Consider the following 16,503-nt stretch of genomic DNA (forward strand, 5'->3'; position numbering starts at 1 on the left):
GTATGACGCAGTTGAGTAAAAAAGCACTAGAAGGCATTGAGAGCTGGCTGCAAGACCCTTATATTGATGAAGAGACCAAACAGGAGTTGCGCGCATTGGAGGGCAACGAGCAGGAGCTGGAGGATCGCTTTTACAAAGAGTTGGAATTTGGTACAGGTGGTTTGCGTGGAGTAATTGGGGCAGGCAGCAACCGAATGAACCGCTACGTCATTGGACGTGCGACTCAAGGGCTGGCTCGCTATATTTTAGAGCAGCATGCTGGAAAAGAAGGCAAGCCTTCGGTTGTTATTGCACATGATTCGCGTCATTTCTCGCCGGAGTTTGCACTGGATGCAGCCTTGGTGCTGGCAGGCAACGGTATCGTAGCTAAGTTGTTCCCGTCCCTGCGTCCGACGCCCCAGCTTTCGTTTAGCGTACGTCATTTGGGAGCCAGTGGGGGGATTGTTATAACTGCGAGCCATAACCCGCCTGAATATAATGGATACAAGGTATACAATAATGAAGGTGGCCAGCTTGTTCCTGATCAGGCTGAACAGGTGATTGGTTATATCCGTGAGGTTCCTACTTTTGCTGATATTCACAGTTTGACCCGTGAAGAAGCAGAGGCACAGGGACTGCTGGTTTGGCTTGGAGAAGAGAAAGATGAAGCGTTTGTAGAGACGGTGGCCAGTGTGAGTGTGAACCGTGAGCTGATTACAGCTGGGCCAGGCAAAAACTTCAAGGTTGTGTTTACACCTCTCCATGGGACTGGAAATGTGCCGGTGCGTCGTGTGCTGGAGAAAATCGGCTTTGAGCAAGTGCATATTGTACCTGAGCAAGAGCTGCCTGATGCTGAGTTTTCCACCGTCAAATCGCCGAACCCAGAAGAACGTGATGCATTCAAGTTAGCGATTGCATTGGGCGAGAAGATTGGTGCGGATTTGTTGATCGGAACAGACCCTGATGCTGACCGCATGGGGGCGGTTGTGAAGAACCGTGACGGCGAATATGTGGTATTGTCTGGGAATCAGTCCGGCGCGATTATGGTGTACTACTTATTGAATCAGCTAAAGGAAACCGGCAAGCTTCCGAATAACGGGGCGGTCATCAAAACCATCGTAACCAGCGAAATGGGCGCAGTCATTGCCGAACATTTTGGAGCAACTGTGTTTAACACGCTAACTGGCTTTAAATATATTGGTGAGAAAATGAACCAGTTTGAACAAACGGGAGATTATACCTACCTGTTCGGTTATGAAGAGAGCTACGGCTATTTGGCAGGCAATTATGCTCGCGACAAGGATGCTGTTCTAGCGGCCATGCTGATTGCTGAAGCTGCTGCTTATTACAGCACACAAGGTAAGACGCTGTATGATGTTTTACAAGAGCTGTACGAGCAGTTTGGATACTTCCTTGAGAAGCTGGAGTCTCGTACACTGAAGGGCAAGGACGGAGTGGCGCAGATTCAGGGCAAAATGACGGATTGGCGCAGCAACGCCCCTCAAGAGATTGCAGGCGTGAAGGTAGACAAGGTGCTGGACTACTCGCAAGGATTGGACGGACTCCCACAAGAAAATGTACTCAAATTTTTACTGGAGGACGGTTCATGGTTCTGCCTGCGTCCTTCTGGTACTGAGCCAAAAATCAAAGTATACTTCGCGGTAAGCGGTTCTTCGCTGGCAGATGCTGAGCAAAGAATCAGCCGTTTGGTGGATGCTGTTATGGCGCGCGTAGACGCTTGAGACAAATCCATTTATAATAGAATAGGTTAGACAATTAGATATGAAATAAGTATCGGTGACCTCTCACGGCAAAGGGCAGTACGCCGTGGGGGTCATTTCTATGTTGCAGAATAATCTGGAATAGGCTTTGGGAAAATAGACTTATTGCGGCAACGATATTAAGGAGGTTCTTTGGTGTATCAGAAATGGCAGTATTGGAATACGGCTTCTCGAAAATGGTTGTGGATTCTGGTCGCACTCGGCTTGCTGGCCTCCATTCCAGTCATCGCCGATCGTGTGAAGACAGAATCTTCAAGTAAAAAAGTAGAGATTGTATTCGATTATCGGGATTTGACAGAGGCAGCTTCGTATCAGGCTCACCCGCAGGATTATTTGAACAAGCAGTTGGACCGCTTAAAGCAGGCGGGTGTAAACAGTATGGCGATGTATGAAAGTACGTTGGACGATTTCCGTAAAGCAGGCCGGGTCGTAACTTATACGACTCAGAACGTTGCTGATTTGGAAAAACGTCTTTCACCTGCAAATGAGAATTTTACGTATGTTGTTTTTGCTGACAAAGAAAATGCTGAGGCACTAAAGCCGTTAATTGAACGTACGTTTACAAGCCTGGGCATTAACGTAAAGTCATGGAGCTATCAGGGACAAGAAGGGCTGGTTGTGGAAACATCCCCAGAGGATGCGTATCTTAAGCCGATGCAGCCTGACCCGATTGCTATGAAGCAGCTTCGGAGCAAAGGGTTTTTTATCGTTCCGCGGATGAGTGACAGTCTTCCTTATAACGAGGAATTGACGGAAGAGATGCTGGCCTCCTTTCAGCAGAATGGTGTGAAACGCATTTTGTTTGAAGGGGATTCGGTTAAAGGCTTTACAGATAACGAAAAAGAGCATAGTCTGGCGGCATTTGCGAAATTGCTTAATAAATATGATATTGGCTTGGCTGCTATTGAAAACTTGAAAAAACCACAAGCAGGCTTCAATAGGCTTGCTTACGATATACACTATAACGTTGTCCGACTGTATTCTCTGAGCGACAAGGATTCAACGCTTGATGTCGAGACCTTGGCAGATCGTTTTGCATTGGCGACCAAGGATCGCAATATTCGCATGCTATATCTTAATACTGCCCCTACGCGCAGCGTGGCTGAGGCTAAAGTAAAGGATTCGGTAGACAATCTGATCCACAGCTTGGACGAGCCAGGTAACGCTGTACAACGGATGGAGAAAAAGGGATTTGAGCTCGGACAGGCTGAACCATTCAAGGTGGTTGATTCGTCAATTCAACGCTACCTGAAAATGGTCGTCGTACTGGGTGCACTTGCATTCTTCTCCATAATGGTGTCCTATTTTGCCCCGGTATTGACCTTGCTGGTCTTTATAGTCGGTTTGGTTGGCTCCGCAGGTCTTTATGTCCTGAACTCCAGCTTGATGGAGCAAGGCTTGGCGTTGCTCGCAGCAATAAGCGGCCCTACAGTAGCAATGGTTATTGCCGTACGTACTGTTAGAATTAAACATGAACAGGAACTTTCCACAGGTCAGCGGTTGGTTCAAACCCTTATCCTGTACGTGCGGACAGCAATTTTGTCGCTGGCTGCGGTGCCTTTTGTTGTTGCGCTGTTGAATAGTATTGCTTATAGCCTTGTATTGAACCAGTTTAGAGGTGTGAGCTTGCTTCATATTCTGCCAATCTTTTTGGCTGCGATATATATTTTCTTTTATCGTGACGTTTCTATACGTGAGGAAATTTCCAAGTTGCTCCGCACGCCGATTACCGTACTGTGGGTAGTTGCATTGGCTGTTATCGGAGCTGCAGGGTATTACTATCTGACTCGTACCGGAAATGCGGGTACAGTGTCGAATACGGAGCTGGTGTTCCGGAATTTTCTTGAGAATGCGTTTGGTGTGCGTCCGCGTAATAAGGAATTCTTGATGGCACACCCACTGTTTATTGCGGGAGCGTTCTTGGCGCTGAAATATCGCAAAGCGATCTATTTATTGATTATAGCTGCTATCGGTCAAGCTTCTATGGTGGATACCTTTGCTCACATTCACTCTCCAGCGGCACTCTCGCTTAGTCGCGGATTACTAGGATTGGGACTGGGTCTGCTTCTGGGAATTATCGCAATTGTCGTGTGGCAAGTGCTGGAAGGATGTTGGAAGAAATGGTCACCACAGCTCAAACGATAATAATCTCGGGTTATTACGGCTTTCGCAATAGTGGAGACGAGGCGGTACTCAAGTCCATTTTGACTGCGTTAGAGGAGGAAAGTCGTCAGGCCGGAATTACGGTTAAGCCTGTTGTTCTGTCTTCCGACCCCGCATGGACAAAGAAAATGTATGGAGTAGAAGCTGTCCCACGTATGAGTCTGGGGGAGGTTCGAAGAGCAATTCAAAACAGCGACGGGCTAATCAGTGGTGGCGGAAGCTTGCTGCAGGACGCGACAAGTCCCAAAAGCATTCCTTATTACCTTGCCATTCTCAAGTTGGCTCAATGGGCCGGAAAGCCGACGTTTGTATATGCTCAGGGCATTGGTCCGGTGCAACGAAAGATATTTTATCCCATGATCCGGTCTGTGTTTCAACGCTGCGAATATGTATCTGTAAGAGATAAGCAATCCGCCGCATTACTGGGTGGTATGAAGCTTGAGCGCCCGCCTATCGAGGTTGTTCCCGATCCGGTAATGGGACTACCATTGCCCTCAGCTTCCGAGCAAGCGGCTGAGAATAATCGGGATGAACTTCCGATCGTTGGCGTGTCAGTACGCTACTGGGACAAGGAGCATCGCGATTTAAAGGCTATCGCAGACGGTCTGAAAAAATTAGCTGCTGGACGCCGCATACACTTGCGTTTCTTACCTTTCCATTTGCCTGACGACGAGCAGGCTTCAAGGATGGTAATGGATTATTTGGGGGATATTAGGGCAACGGGAAGTCGTGTCAGTATGTGTGATCAGGTTACCGATCCTCAGCAGATGCTTTTGGAAGTCAGTCGTTGCAGCTTGATGATCGGGATGAGGCTGCACAGCTTGATCTATGCAGCATCCCATCATGTGCCCCCGTTGGGGATATCCTACGATCCCAAAATTGATCATTTCCTCAGTCGCGTCGGCAGCCAGCCTGTAGGCACTACAGAAGCGCTGGATGGACAAAAGCTGGCTCAAGAGGCTGTGCGGCTGCTAGACGAGCGAAATCAATGGATCGAGAGCCAGGGAGCGGCAATTGCTTTGTTGAAGAGCGAGGCCCGTTTGCCGGCACAGCATATCATTAATTACTTGTGTCGCAAAGGATGATGGATACAGTGACAGTTGATAAGGTTACGAATGTGCCTACCGTCCCGATTTTCGGTGTTCGGGTATCAAGGCTTAATATGAAAGATACTTTAAATGTATTAATCCAGGCGGTGGAGTCTCGCAGACCCCATCAAGTGATCACTGCCAATCCGATTATGGTTATGGCTGCATTGGAAGACCCTAAGTACATGTCAGTGATGAAGCAGGCCGAGTTAATTGTTCCAGATGGGACTGGCGTGGTCTGGGCCGCAAATTATGTAGGACATCCTGTACCTGAGCGAGTGGCGGGTTTTGACTTGTTACATGAATTGCTTAGAGCCGGAGAAAACTATCATTGGAAAGTTTATTTACTCGGTTCAACGTCCGAGGTGATTCAAGCGACTGCACAACGGGTACATGAGCTTTATCCTGGAATTACGGTTAGCGGCCAACGTGATGGATTTTTTGGACCCGAAGAGGACGAGGCAGTCATTGCAGCCATTCGTGAGGCGAATCCTGATCTGTTGTTTGTAGCACGGGGCGCGGACACACAGGAACCGTGGATTGGTAAATATAAGGAGCAACTGGGCGTGCCGGTTATGATGGGGGTTGGCGGTAGTTTCGATATCATTTCTGGTAAAATGAAGAGGGCGCCTAAATTGTTCCAGAAACTCAGAGCCGAGTGGTTGTATAGGCTACTTAAAGAGCCCAGCCGGTACAAAAGAATGCTTGCGCTGCCGAAATTCGCCGTGAAAGTGATGCGTGAAAAAGAAAACGTCACAAAAGAGTGATAAATACCTTGAATTTGCCTTTAAAAGCCGCTAATTTGCCAGAATATGAAGCTTGGTATTTATTTTTGATCAGAGTATAATTCAATGCGGTTACATCTGAAAGGGATTTGCTTTAAAATTGGGGGTCGAATGATCAAATGCTATTGATCTATATTATTGGTTTCGTCATGGCACTGGGACTTGCGCTGTTACTGACACCGCTCGTCAAGAAATTCGCTGTTAAGGTTGGAGCCGTCGATGTACCGAATGCCCGAAAAGTACATACCCGGATTATGCCGCGACTTGGCGGAATGGGGATTTTCTTGGCGTTTCTGTTGTCCTTGTTGGCGATTTTGCCTCTAGTACCTGACGGAATGCTGTCCTCACGGGATATTAACTTTATCGCGGCCTTTCTGATTGGCGGTACGCTGATTACACTGATTGGTGCTCTCGATGATCGTTTTGATCTCAATGCGAAGTTGAAATTTTTGGCTCAAATTGCCGTTGCTTGTATGGTTGTGTTTGCTTTTGATATCCGTGTGGATTTTGTAAATGTACCTTTTCAAGATGCATACTCGTCCTTGGAAAGCTGGATTTCCATTCCGCTTACGATCTTCTGGATTGTAGGTGTAACGAATGCCATCAATTTGATTGACGGTCTGGATGGACTGGCTGCGGGTGTTTCAGGAATTGCGATTGGAACCATCTTTGTAATGTCCCTTCTGATGGGCAACTACATGGTGGCTATGCTTTGTCTGGTGCTGCTGGGCAGCATTGTCGGATTTTTGTTTTTTAACTTTCATCCCGCTAAAATATTCATGGGTGATACTGGGTCACTGTTTTTAGGTTTCTGTCTGGCCATGCTGTCCATGCTTGGTTTCAAGCAAATTGCTATCGTATCGTTTATTACGCCATTGATTATTATCGGTGTACCTTTATCGGATACATTTTTTGCCATTGTTCGTCGCAAACTTCAGAAAAAACCGATTTTCTCACCGGATAAAGGTCATCTGCATCATTGCTTGCGAGAGCTAGGTTTCAGTCACAGACAGACCGTATTGATTATTTACTGTATTGCCGCATTTTTCGGCGTATTAGCTGTGATTCAATCGTATGCTGCGCTTAATGAAGCAAACTGGGTTATCTTTGTCGTGATATGTATTATGATGTTTTTCCTACAGATTGGTGCAGAGGTTATTGGTCTCGTGGGTAAAACAAAGCGTCCAGTGATTAACACACTGATTCGCTTGTTGGCTAAGCCAGATTCGCAGACGCGATCGAAATTATAAATTTTAATTTTAAAAGTAAGTCTTCAAGCTTGGCGGTATGCCGCGGGTTTGAAGGCTTTTTTGTTGTCTGCTGTAAAAAATCTCCCTCCTTTTTTGAGAATTTACTAATTTTTTGTATGTTTACTACCGATAAAAAAAGTATTGAATGATTACGTACCCCAAGGTGCGACAGAATCAAAGGAGGACAATGATTTGAAACGATTGCTATCCATGTTGCTGACGGTTGGTCTCATCATTGGCTTGGTGCCGGCGGCCCTGGTAGGTACGGCTCATGCTGCGACAGGAACTTATTTTATTTTTCCAAACGAAAAATATGATGCGGATTCGGCCAGATCGGTAAACACCGACCGTATTACAGTTAACGGTACGATTAACGGAGTGAACGGAAGCACGATATCATATAGTGTATTCCAGCTCTCTAAAAATGGAACGACCCTTAACGTGGTGAATAAAAATGAGAGTCAAAAAGGCGGAATTACAGTCAGTGGCTCTACGCTTCAAGTTTCAGACATTAAACTGTTTCCTGGTTTGAACCGAATTACCTTCCAAAGCAGCCAAAACTCTGCGGAAATGAAGGATTCTATTTATGTAGAGTACCAGGATGGACCCAAGGTTTATGATCTGTCTGCTACGCTGAACGGTAAAACTGAACAGTTAGTAGAGAACCAAACGGCTGTGCTGACAGACGCTGGGAATAGCGGTACGGATGACGTTAAAGTAGTCATTCAAGGTACGGCGCCTAATGCCGACAGTGTAACGCTCACCTCTGCAAAAAGCAGTAATACGTATACTGTTAACTCTTATACCAGCTATAAACTAACAGGAAGTGTTGTACTCAGTCCGGGTAAAAATATAGTGACTATTAAAGTGGGGAACGGAACTCAGGCTCTTACGGTTACGCGTGAGATTACGATTTATACGGGTAAACCTGAATTTTCCGATTTGAACCTGAACATGGATGGGAATGTGTCGGCAGATCTGACTACTTCGCCTGACTTTACCGTATCATCTACGAGTGGAGTTGTTTTGAAGGGTAAGGTTCTGGTTCCTGGCGGTGCATCCGATCCGGGAGTTGCTACAATTAATGCACGGTTTACGGATGTGAGTAACAATGGCAGTGCTGTAGGTAGTGCTACTGGGGTTGATGCCACGATTGATACTGCTAATGTGGTTACATCCAATGGCTATAAGGTATATCCATTTCAGGTAACTGTACCTTCAGAGGTTGTGGTAGATCATTTGACCAGAGTATCCTTGGGTCTAACTTATAGTGATACCAGTACCCCACCTGCTCCATCGGCTGTCCAATTTACATTGCGCAGCAGTACTCAACCGTATATTGATGATGTAAACTATCTTCCTGATTTTAATAATCAATTGTTGAGCAGAATTAATGGAAGCGGGTCTGATCAGGCAGCTGCCATAGATGAAGCTATGAGATTAACCGGAAGTTCTATGAAGAACAAGACTACAGATGCTCCATCTGTTCCTGTAGGTATGGAGTTCATCGTTGTTAACGGTGCACCTTCTTCAATCAGCGAGCTATCTGGTGTATCGGTTCATCCTGTAGGGTCACCTCAAGATGTAATTCGGACAATCAATGGTAAGTCAACACAAGTGAAGAAAATCGTTGCTTATGTAGACACCTTGCCTAAAGAAGGACAAAACGTACTGAATTTTTACCTGAATGGTGACTCGACCAAGTTAATTAAGGCAACAGTGAATCTGTTGCAGGGTCCGTTCATGAAATACGATACGATTTATGATGGGCAACAAATCCCGTTGAATACATCTAGCTCAAACTTGAATACCTATAAACTGACTCAATTGGGCTACTTTAAAGGTAAATTGCTCGATGTGAGCAACACAGCAGATATTCATTACACTGGAAGTAACCGGAATGTATTCCTGTATGTAAACAATGTATTGGTTGATCTTGATGGCTCAGGAGCGGACTTTAAGCTTGCTGCTTCCTCGGAACCAGCCGCAGCCAATGCACTGGCAAACGGGAATAATGAAATCAAATTTGTGTACAAGCCAGGTATTGAGTACAGCAATACGGTAAAAGTAAACTTTACACAGACGAATATTCCAGTAATTCCGGTTCCAAACACACAAGGAATTATTCCTTTTACACCAGTTAGCGGCTTGAGCAGTACTCCGAAATATAGTGAAATCGCACCGAAAACAAAAGATGCTAATTTCACTAAAGTAGATGATACCAATTACAGTACATCCCTGAAAAATATCAATGTATTTGGTACATTCAGTATTGCTGATTTGGGTAAAGCGGATCAGGTCAATGGTTCGTTAAGTGATATTGCCAATAAAGATCAATATATTTTGGAAATTAAGGGATCGGACGACAGCGAATTTAACTGGACGCTGAATAACGAGTTTTTCTCAGCCGAAGATGCTAAGACAACATACAACTCCGGTTCTACTACAGATAAATTTACAAATAAAGATTTAAAAGACCTGCTTGTGTACTACCATCCGGACAAAAAGTATTTCAGCTTTGTGTTGAAAAACCAAACCATTCCGCAAGATGGAACACCGGTAGCCTATAACATTACCTTGTACAACAGTGGCAAGAGCGGACCATTTGCAACTTTCCGACTGCAAGTATCCGGTCAATCCACATCTTTTGATATTTTGCGTCCGCTTCCTGAAAAGAGAATCGTGAATCAAAACTTTGTGCAAGTAGTTGTGAACGCAAGTAATGCAGATAGTGTTACGGTAGGTAAGGAAACAGCAGTTCAAGAGGGATTCGATTCAGATTATGATGGCACCGTTGATTATCCTTCAACTTATAAAGCCATTGTCACAGGTCTAAAGGCCAACAAAGATAATAAAATTGACGTAGTGGTTACAAAAGGTAAAGATAAACTGAAACAGACCATTACGGTTAAATATGTGCCTACTAATATTCCTGGTGAGCAGTACATGGAAGCGATGAAAACATCGCACAAAGTGTTTGATGGTAATCTTACACTTGCATTTGCCAAGGGAACTAGTCTGATTCGTCGGGATTACGATCAACCTCAGCAATTCAAAAACCAGGTTTTCTCTGGTCATACATTGTACTTTGCGATAGCAAATAGCGAAGATGGTGTGGTGGACCGTCATGAATTTGAAACTGAAAAAGCATTATCCGATATGCAGAGCTTGATAGCAGATGGAAGCAGATACTTCAATAGAGACTTCCCAACTCGTTTTACCAAGTCAAGTCCGGTATTCTGGATTGACCCAGGTACAGCAGACGATATCAAAACAGATGCTTACGATCCGGTAACTTATGGTGCCGATCCTTATCAATTGGCTAATAAGTCGCAAAATGACAGTAGTAAGATCAAAAACTTCTACTGGCGTGATCCTTCTAATGAATTAGTACCATCCAAGCGTGCAACATTAACCTTGACGTATGATAGCAGTATCGCGCAGGATGCAGGGAAACAAATGACCGTGTTCTATTTTGATTCGGATCTTAAAGATTGGCAAAACATTGGTGGTGTGGTGGATCCGAAGAAACATACTATTAAAGTACCGTTTGATCGTTTCGGCTACTACGTAGTCGCTAAGGTTGGAGAAACGTATAGTGATGTTATTAAGCACAAGTACGCCAGAGATTACATTGAGTCCATTCTGGCTAAAGGTGTTATGAACCCAATGGATCCAATTAACAGCTTTGGACCTGATAGCTACATTAAAAGAGGCGAATTTACGTCCATGATTGTTAAAGGTCTGCAAATTCCACTTAATTTCAGTGGGGCGAAGCATTTTGACGACGTGTCTATTCCAAATACGATATCAGCAGATGCCCTCTATGATTATCGTTATATTGAAACGGCTGCGCGTGCCGGCATTGTAAAAGGCTCACAACCTAGAATCTTTATGCCGGAAGATGTAATCACGCGCCAAGATGCAGCGGTCATCATCGCCAAGGCATTGAACTTGAAGCTGGAAACAGATCATGACAAGATCATGAAGAATCTGTCTAAAACCTTTAAAGATGCAGACAAGATTGATTACTACGCACAAGCATCTGTACTGGCTATTGCCAAGAAGGGCTTTATCACAGGTTCACCTGTTGATGCTAGTGATCTGAAAAAAGGGTATATGTTTAACCCAACATCTCTGACCTTGCGTGGAGATGCAGCCATTATTGTAGCTAAAGTAATGGCTGATAAAAAGCTGCTTCCTAAAATCTAATCCTTAATAAGCTTGATTTATTGAACATCCCTCCATGCGAAAATGGAATTCCCTTTCATAGACATGAGAGGGATGTTTTTTATAAATCAGCTATTTGACTGGGATTAAGGGCCTATGCCATAATAGCAATGAGCAAATAACTAATGGTAAAGTTTACTGTATTATTGTTCTTGTATTACCGTGAATACATTTAAATTAACTACTTTTTTTAAGTATTTATCTCAAAATGTGTTTATTATTTGCTTATATATTTTTTTGTTTTTTTGCACATATATCTGAAACTTTACGCCTGCTTTTTCGTAGTAGAGGATTAGTGTGCTTAAAAGTTACATAAAGAAGTGAGTGGGGAGTGATGAGATGTCTCAGTTTTCAATACGCCGTCCTGTAACAGTATTTATGTTAATTGTTGCTTTGTTGATCGGGGGCGGTATTTTTTCGTTAAGGCTTCCTGTCGAGTATATGCCTGATCTGAAGCTGCCTATTGCTGTGGTAGCGACCAGTATGCCTAATTCGACACCGACAGAAGTTGAGGAATTGGTGACCAAACCTATTGAAAAGAGTCTGGCTTCTATTGAAAATGTGGATAAAATCATGTCCGAGTCTTCAGAAGGATCATCTATGGTCATAATTTATTTTAATTGGGGAGTAGATATAAACCAGGCAACCCTAGACATGCGAGATAAAATTGATGGGGTTCGGGGGTCTCTTCCAAAGGCGGCAAATTCACCGCGCGTAATTAAAGCGGATATCAACGCAACGCCAGTTGTTACGCTTGCTTTTACAGGGGATCAGGATATTAACACGCTGAAGCCTATTGCTAAAGATATTATTGAGCCCCGTCTGGAAAGAATTGCTGGAGTAGCCGCGGCCAACATGTCAGGCGGGCAAGAACGGCTCGTGAAAATTACTGTAGATCAAGCGAAGCTCCAAAGCTATGGCATTACGCTGGATCAAATCAGCCAAGCGCTATCAGCTAATAATGTAGCTGGCTCTGCTGGTTCTGTATATCGTGGTAATACACAAATCCAGCTTCGGGTTCAAGGTGAATATAAAGCTGTTTCAGAAATGGGTGAAACGCCAATCCCTGTAGGAAAGGAAAGCGTGAAATTAAAGGACATCGCGACAGTTGAAGACTCTGTGGAAGAAGTCACTACCATTTCTACGTTTAATGGGAAACCGAGTATCAATATTTCTGTCACTAAAGCTACAGGAGGAAATACTTTAGCAATCGCTAATTCTGTGAAGGAAAGTTTAGATTCAATACGGAAGGATCTGCCTCCGGGAACTCAACTGGAGATGGTCACAGATTCTTCCAAACCTATTAGAGACTCTGTACATTCATTAATAGAGCATGCTATATTGGGGCTTATTATAGCCGCAATTGTGCTGTTACTATTCCTGAATAGTACGCGTTCTATGATTATTGCAACTATTGTTATTCCAATCTCTTTTGTGGCTACATTTATGATGATGTATTTCAGCGGGCAAACCATCAACGTCATTTCATTGAGCGGTTTGTTACTGGGGTTGGGATCCTTTGTCGACTTTGCTGTTGTTATTATTGAAAATATTTTTAGACAACGACATGAAGGGAAGAGCATGCTCCAGGGGGCTATTGATGGCTCCAAGCAAGTGGGTAATGCGGTAATGGCGTCTGCACTTGCACAGATCGTAGTATTTTTACCAGTTGTTTTTGTCGACGGAATTGCGGGAGCTTTGTTTAAACCTTTGGCATTAACTGTTATCTTTTCTCATATTGCAGCCTTGCTGGTATCACTTCTGATTGTGCCGATGCTCAGTTCGCGTTGGTTGCCTACTGTGCCAGATGAATCTCTATATTCTTCGGGTACTTATAAAGGTATTAACCCGATTATCTGGTTTAATATCGGATTTGAAAAATTCAAGGGTGGATATCGGCACGTATTGAATTGGGGGATTAACCATCGGAAATCTGTCCTGATCATCACTTTATTAATGTTTATTTCAGCGGGATTCTTGTTCCCTATGGTTAAGTTTGAATTTATCCCAGAATCTGATCAGGGTGAGTTTTCAATTGATGTGAAAATGCCTAACGGGACAGTATTGAGAGAAACTAATGAGGTTGTTCAAGGGATAGAAAAAGAAATTCTAAAAGTTCCTGATCTGGACAAAATGACGGTGACCGTCGGTTCCGGTGGTAATTCAGGTTTTTCAGGTGCAACACCGACTAACTCGGCGCAGCTATCCGTTACATTGAAGGATGGGCATATTCAGGCAACAGATGATGTAGTAGCTGAACTGCGGAAGAAGTTTGACATTATCCCTGATGCTGAAATTACACTGGCATCTGCAACAGGCATTTCCAGTGGAGCGGCTGTTCAGATCAACTTGAAAGGTGACGATATTGACGTACTGAGGGAACTCTCAGACAATCTCGTAACCGATGTGAAAAACATACCAGGGACAGTCAATGTAAAAAGTAGCTTGAATGCGGTTCGTGAAGAATATGAGATCACTGTTAATCGGGAGCTTGCTAGTCGATATGGTTTGTCAGCAACTCAAATTTTGTCTAATGTGAACACTTCCTTTAATGGATCTGTCGCTACAACTTATCGCACAGGTGAAGATCAGATAGATGTTAGAATATCTTTGCCAGAGCAGGACCGTCATGACTTGTCCTATCTGCAATCTTTGCGTATTACAACCGCACAAGGTATTGATGTACCTTTGTCGTCGGTTGCAAGCATAGATAAACGTGCCGTTCCTGATACGGTTAGTCGTCAAGCTCAAACTCGTCAAGTGCAGATTACCGCTGACATAGACGGAACAGGGGACATCGTTTCAGTCAACCAAAAAATAGATGCTCTTTTGAAAAGCACTCATTTCCCTGAGGGCTATAGTGCAGATACGGGTGGCGGACAAAATGAGCAAATGACGGAGTCTTTTATGAATTTGGGATTAGCTATCCTACTATCTGTAGTGCTGATCTATATGGTTATGGCAGGTCAGTTTGAATCCTTGCTTACGCCGTTTGTTATTATGTTTTCAGTCCCACCTACATTAATAGGTGTGCTTATTGGTTTGGTTGTAACAGGAGCGAGCCTCAGTGTACCAGCTTTTACTGGTTACATCATGCTCGTCGGTCTGGTCGTAAATAACGCCATCGTCATGATTGATTTCATCATCCAGCTCCGAAAAGAAGGACAGGATCGGGATGAAGCCATTATTCATGGTGCATCTGAACGGTTACGCCCGATTTTGATGACTACACTTGCTACCGTGCTTGCTTTGATTCCAATGGCATTTGCTACAGGAAATGGCAACGAATCGCAAGCGCCCATGGCTATTGTTGTCGTGTTCGGGTTGTCCTTCGCATCTATTATTACACTGATTCTTGTTCCGGTAGTTTACGTCATCATGGATAACAGAATAGAAAAGCGTAAAGAACGGAAGTTGAAAAGACATGCGAAGAGAGAGCTTAAAAAACAAACAAAGCTGCAACAAAAGAATGTTCACATTTAATAATGGGGTGAAGAGAAATAATGAATAAAAAAAGTGCTCTGATAGCCACGACATTGCTTCTTTCAGTCGCGTTGGCAGGCTGCGGTGGGGGAGAGGCCCCCGCTGCTCCTCCTGCTGCTCAAAAAGCAATTCCAATCCAGGTAGCAAAAGTAGCTAAAGGCAGTATAGCGGATTCCACAGGCATTGTAGGCAGCTTTGCCCCTAAGGATACAGCTCAGGTTTCCCCGAAAATTAGCGGAAAGATACAAAACATTAATCTAACAGTGGGACAAAAGGTAAACAAAGGCGATATTTTGTTTACGATTGATCAGAAAGACCTTAAGGACACAATTACACAAAATCAGGAATCCTATCAGGTGGCACTGGCTAATTTGAAGCAGGCTGAGTCTGGAGCAGCGCAATCTGTGCAGCAGGCTGAGTCCAGTGTAGACCAAGCTAAAAGTGCACTTGTTCAGCAAGATAGCTCTATTACACAAGCTCAGAATTCTCTGGTAGATGCTCAAAATTCCGTTCATAATGCCCAAAGCACCCTAACTCGAAACCAGCAGCTGTTTAGTGCTGGTGCTGTTTCACAATCTGACCTGGAGCAGTCCGAAATAGCATTTAAAAAAGCTCAAACAGCGCTGGAAAACGCTCAGCTTGCACTGCATAATGCACAGACATCAAAGGAAAGTGCTCAAACAACATACAATAATGCTCTAAAATCATTGCGTCTTGCACAGCAGAAAACAGGTATTGATGTAGCGCGCGCCTCGGTGAATCAGGCCAAAGCTTCTCTGGACACTGCACGTAGTCAGCTTGCCAATGCTGTAGTCAGAGCCCCTATGTCAGGTACTATTTCTGTAGTGACAGGTACAACGGGACAAATGGTCAGTCCTCAGTCAGCTGTAGCTACAATTGCAAATACCAATCCGATCCTTGCCAAGGTAAATGTCTCTGAAGAGGATCTGCTTAAGCTAAATGTAGGATCTACTGTAACTGTAGGGGTAGATTCGTTGGGCAAGCGGATTGAGGCTAAAGTGACGGCTATCAATCCGGTTATGGATAATGATCTCAAGGCATATCCAGTCGAAATATCAGTCCCTAATCCTTCTGGCGAGTTCAAATCAGGGATGGTTGTAACTGTATATATGAAATCAGAAGCTCCTAAAAATATTTTGGTATCGCAGGATGCCATTACCGAGCAGGCAGGGAAGAAGTATGCATATGTAGTGGAAGGAACTGTTGCTAAGCGGGTAGAAGTGCAAACAGGCCAGGAAAGCGCCAAACAGGTTGAGGTAACCAAAGGGCTTACTGAAGGGCAAAATGTCGTCGTTAAGGGAGTAAGTTTGCTTTCAGATGGTGCGAAAATTAATGTAGTGAAATAATTCATTTTCGTTATTTTACAGTAAATTGCTGTTACTCCGTCATTCCTACTACTTAAAGTGTATTAGAGTATTAGATTTCTACAAGGAATCTATAGTCTTTATGTACTTTATATATTCTATGGATAATTCTTAATGAATATACTCCATTAAAGACTGACTTAAATGTACGGGAATAATCCTTGCGCATTTAAGGCTGAGAAGGTAAAAGTTGTAGGATGACGGAGGAACAGGTTTAATAGTATAATTATGACTGTGGAAAGCGGAATACATAATCAAAAAAAATAAATTTTTTTTGAAACTGACGCAACTTTTTAAACCTATGCTACGTCTAATTGGGTGAGTATGAAACAAAGGGGTACAAAAGCGTAAAGACAAAA

At 43.9% G+C, this 16,503-nt stretch carries 8 protein-coding genes; all 8 read left to right on the top strand.

Features of this window, described 5'->3' with window-relative positions:
• Nucleotides 1–2: 2 nt before the first annotated feature.
• The 8 genes from LCF57_RS04835 (at nucleotide 3) to LCF57_RS04870 (ending at nucleotide 16,126) form a co-directional block, all read left to right on the top strand.
• Nucleotides 3–1,721: a phospho-sugar mutase gene (locus tag LCF57_RS04835; RefSeq protein ID WP_225999687.1), complete on the top strand. Its 1,719-nt coding sequence runs from the start codon at nucleotides 3–5 to the stop codon at nucleotides 1,719–1,721.
• 174 nt (nucleotides 1,722–1,895) lie between these two features.
• On the top strand, nucleotides 1,896–3,905 hold the full coding sequence (locus tag LCF57_RS04840) for a DUF5693 family protein (protein WP_225999688.1): 2,010 nt from the start codon (nucleotides 1,896–1,898) through the stop codon (nucleotides 3,903–3,905).
• Complete coding sequence (gene csaB / locus LCF57_RS04845; protein WP_225999689.1) at nucleotides 3,881–5,008, top strand: polysaccharide pyruvyl transferase CsaB; 1,128 nt, start codon at nucleotides 3,881–3,883, stop codon at nucleotides 5,006–5,008. The genes LCF57_RS04840 and csaB overlap by 25 nt, the downstream gene beginning before the upstream one ends.
• An 8-nt stretch (nucleotides 5,009–5,016) precedes the next feature.
• Complete coding sequence (locus LCF57_RS04850; protein WP_225999690.1) at nucleotides 5,017–5,778, top strand: WecB/TagA/CpsF family glycosyltransferase; 762 nt, start codon at nucleotides 5,017–5,019, stop codon at nucleotides 5,776–5,778.
• Nucleotides 5,779–5,915: 137 nt separating this feature from the next.
• A complete protein-coding gene (locus tag LCF57_RS04855; RefSeq protein WP_225999691.1) occupies nucleotides 5,916–7,046 on the top strand; it encodes a glycosyltransferase family 4 protein in 1,131 nt (376 codons plus the stop codon).
• Between the two features lie 192 nt (nucleotides 7,047–7,238).
• Nucleotides 7,239–11,258 (top strand): S-layer homology domain-containing protein, encoded by a 4,020-nt coding sequence (locus tag LCF57_RS04860; protein WP_225999692.1) that lies wholly within the window; start codon nucleotides 7,239–7,241, stop codon nucleotides 11,256–11,258.
• 357 nt (nucleotides 11,259–11,615) lie between these two features.
• Nucleotides 11,616–14,759 carry an efflux RND transporter permease subunit gene (locus tag LCF57_RS04865; RefSeq protein ID WP_225999693.1) on the top strand — a complete coding sequence of 1,048 codons (3,144 nt, stop codon included), beginning with the start codon at nucleotides 11,616–11,618 and terminating at the stop codon, nucleotides 14,757–14,759.
• Nucleotides 14,760–14,779: 20 nt separating this feature from the next.
• On the top strand, nucleotides 14,780–16,126 hold the full coding sequence (locus LCF57_RS04870; RefSeq protein ID WP_225999694.1) for an efflux RND transporter periplasmic adaptor subunit: 1,347 nt from the start codon (nucleotides 14,780–14,782) through the stop codon (nucleotides 16,124–16,126).
• Nucleotides 16,127–16,503 lie beyond the last annotated feature (377 nt).

The organism is Paenibacillus sp. BJ-4 (assembly GCF_020404765.1).
Classification (GTDB): domain Bacteria; phylum Bacillota; class Bacilli; order Paenibacillales; family Paenibacillaceae; genus Paenibacillus.

Bases quoted from the DNA above. Each gene is read 5' to 3' on its own strand.
- LCF57_RS04835 (WP_225999687.1), top strand. From the start codon at position 3: ATGACGCAGTTGAGTAAAAAAGCACTAGAAGGCATTGAGAGCTGGCTG.
- csaB (WP_225999689.1), top strand. From the start codon at position 3,881: ATGGTCACCACAGCTCAAACGATAATAATCTCGGGTTATTACGGCTTT.
- LCF57_RS04855 (WP_225999691.1), top strand. From the start codon at position 5,916: ATGCTATTGATCTATATTATTGGTTTCGTCATGGCACTGGGACTTGCG.
- LCF57_RS04865 (WP_225999693.1), top strand. From the start codon at position 11,616: ATGTCTCAGTTTTCAATACGCCGTCCTGTAACAGTATTTATGTTAATT.
- LCF57_RS04870 (WP_225999694.1), top strand. From the start codon at position 14,780: ATGAATAAAAAAAGTGCTCTGATAGCCACGACATTGCTTCTTTCAGTC.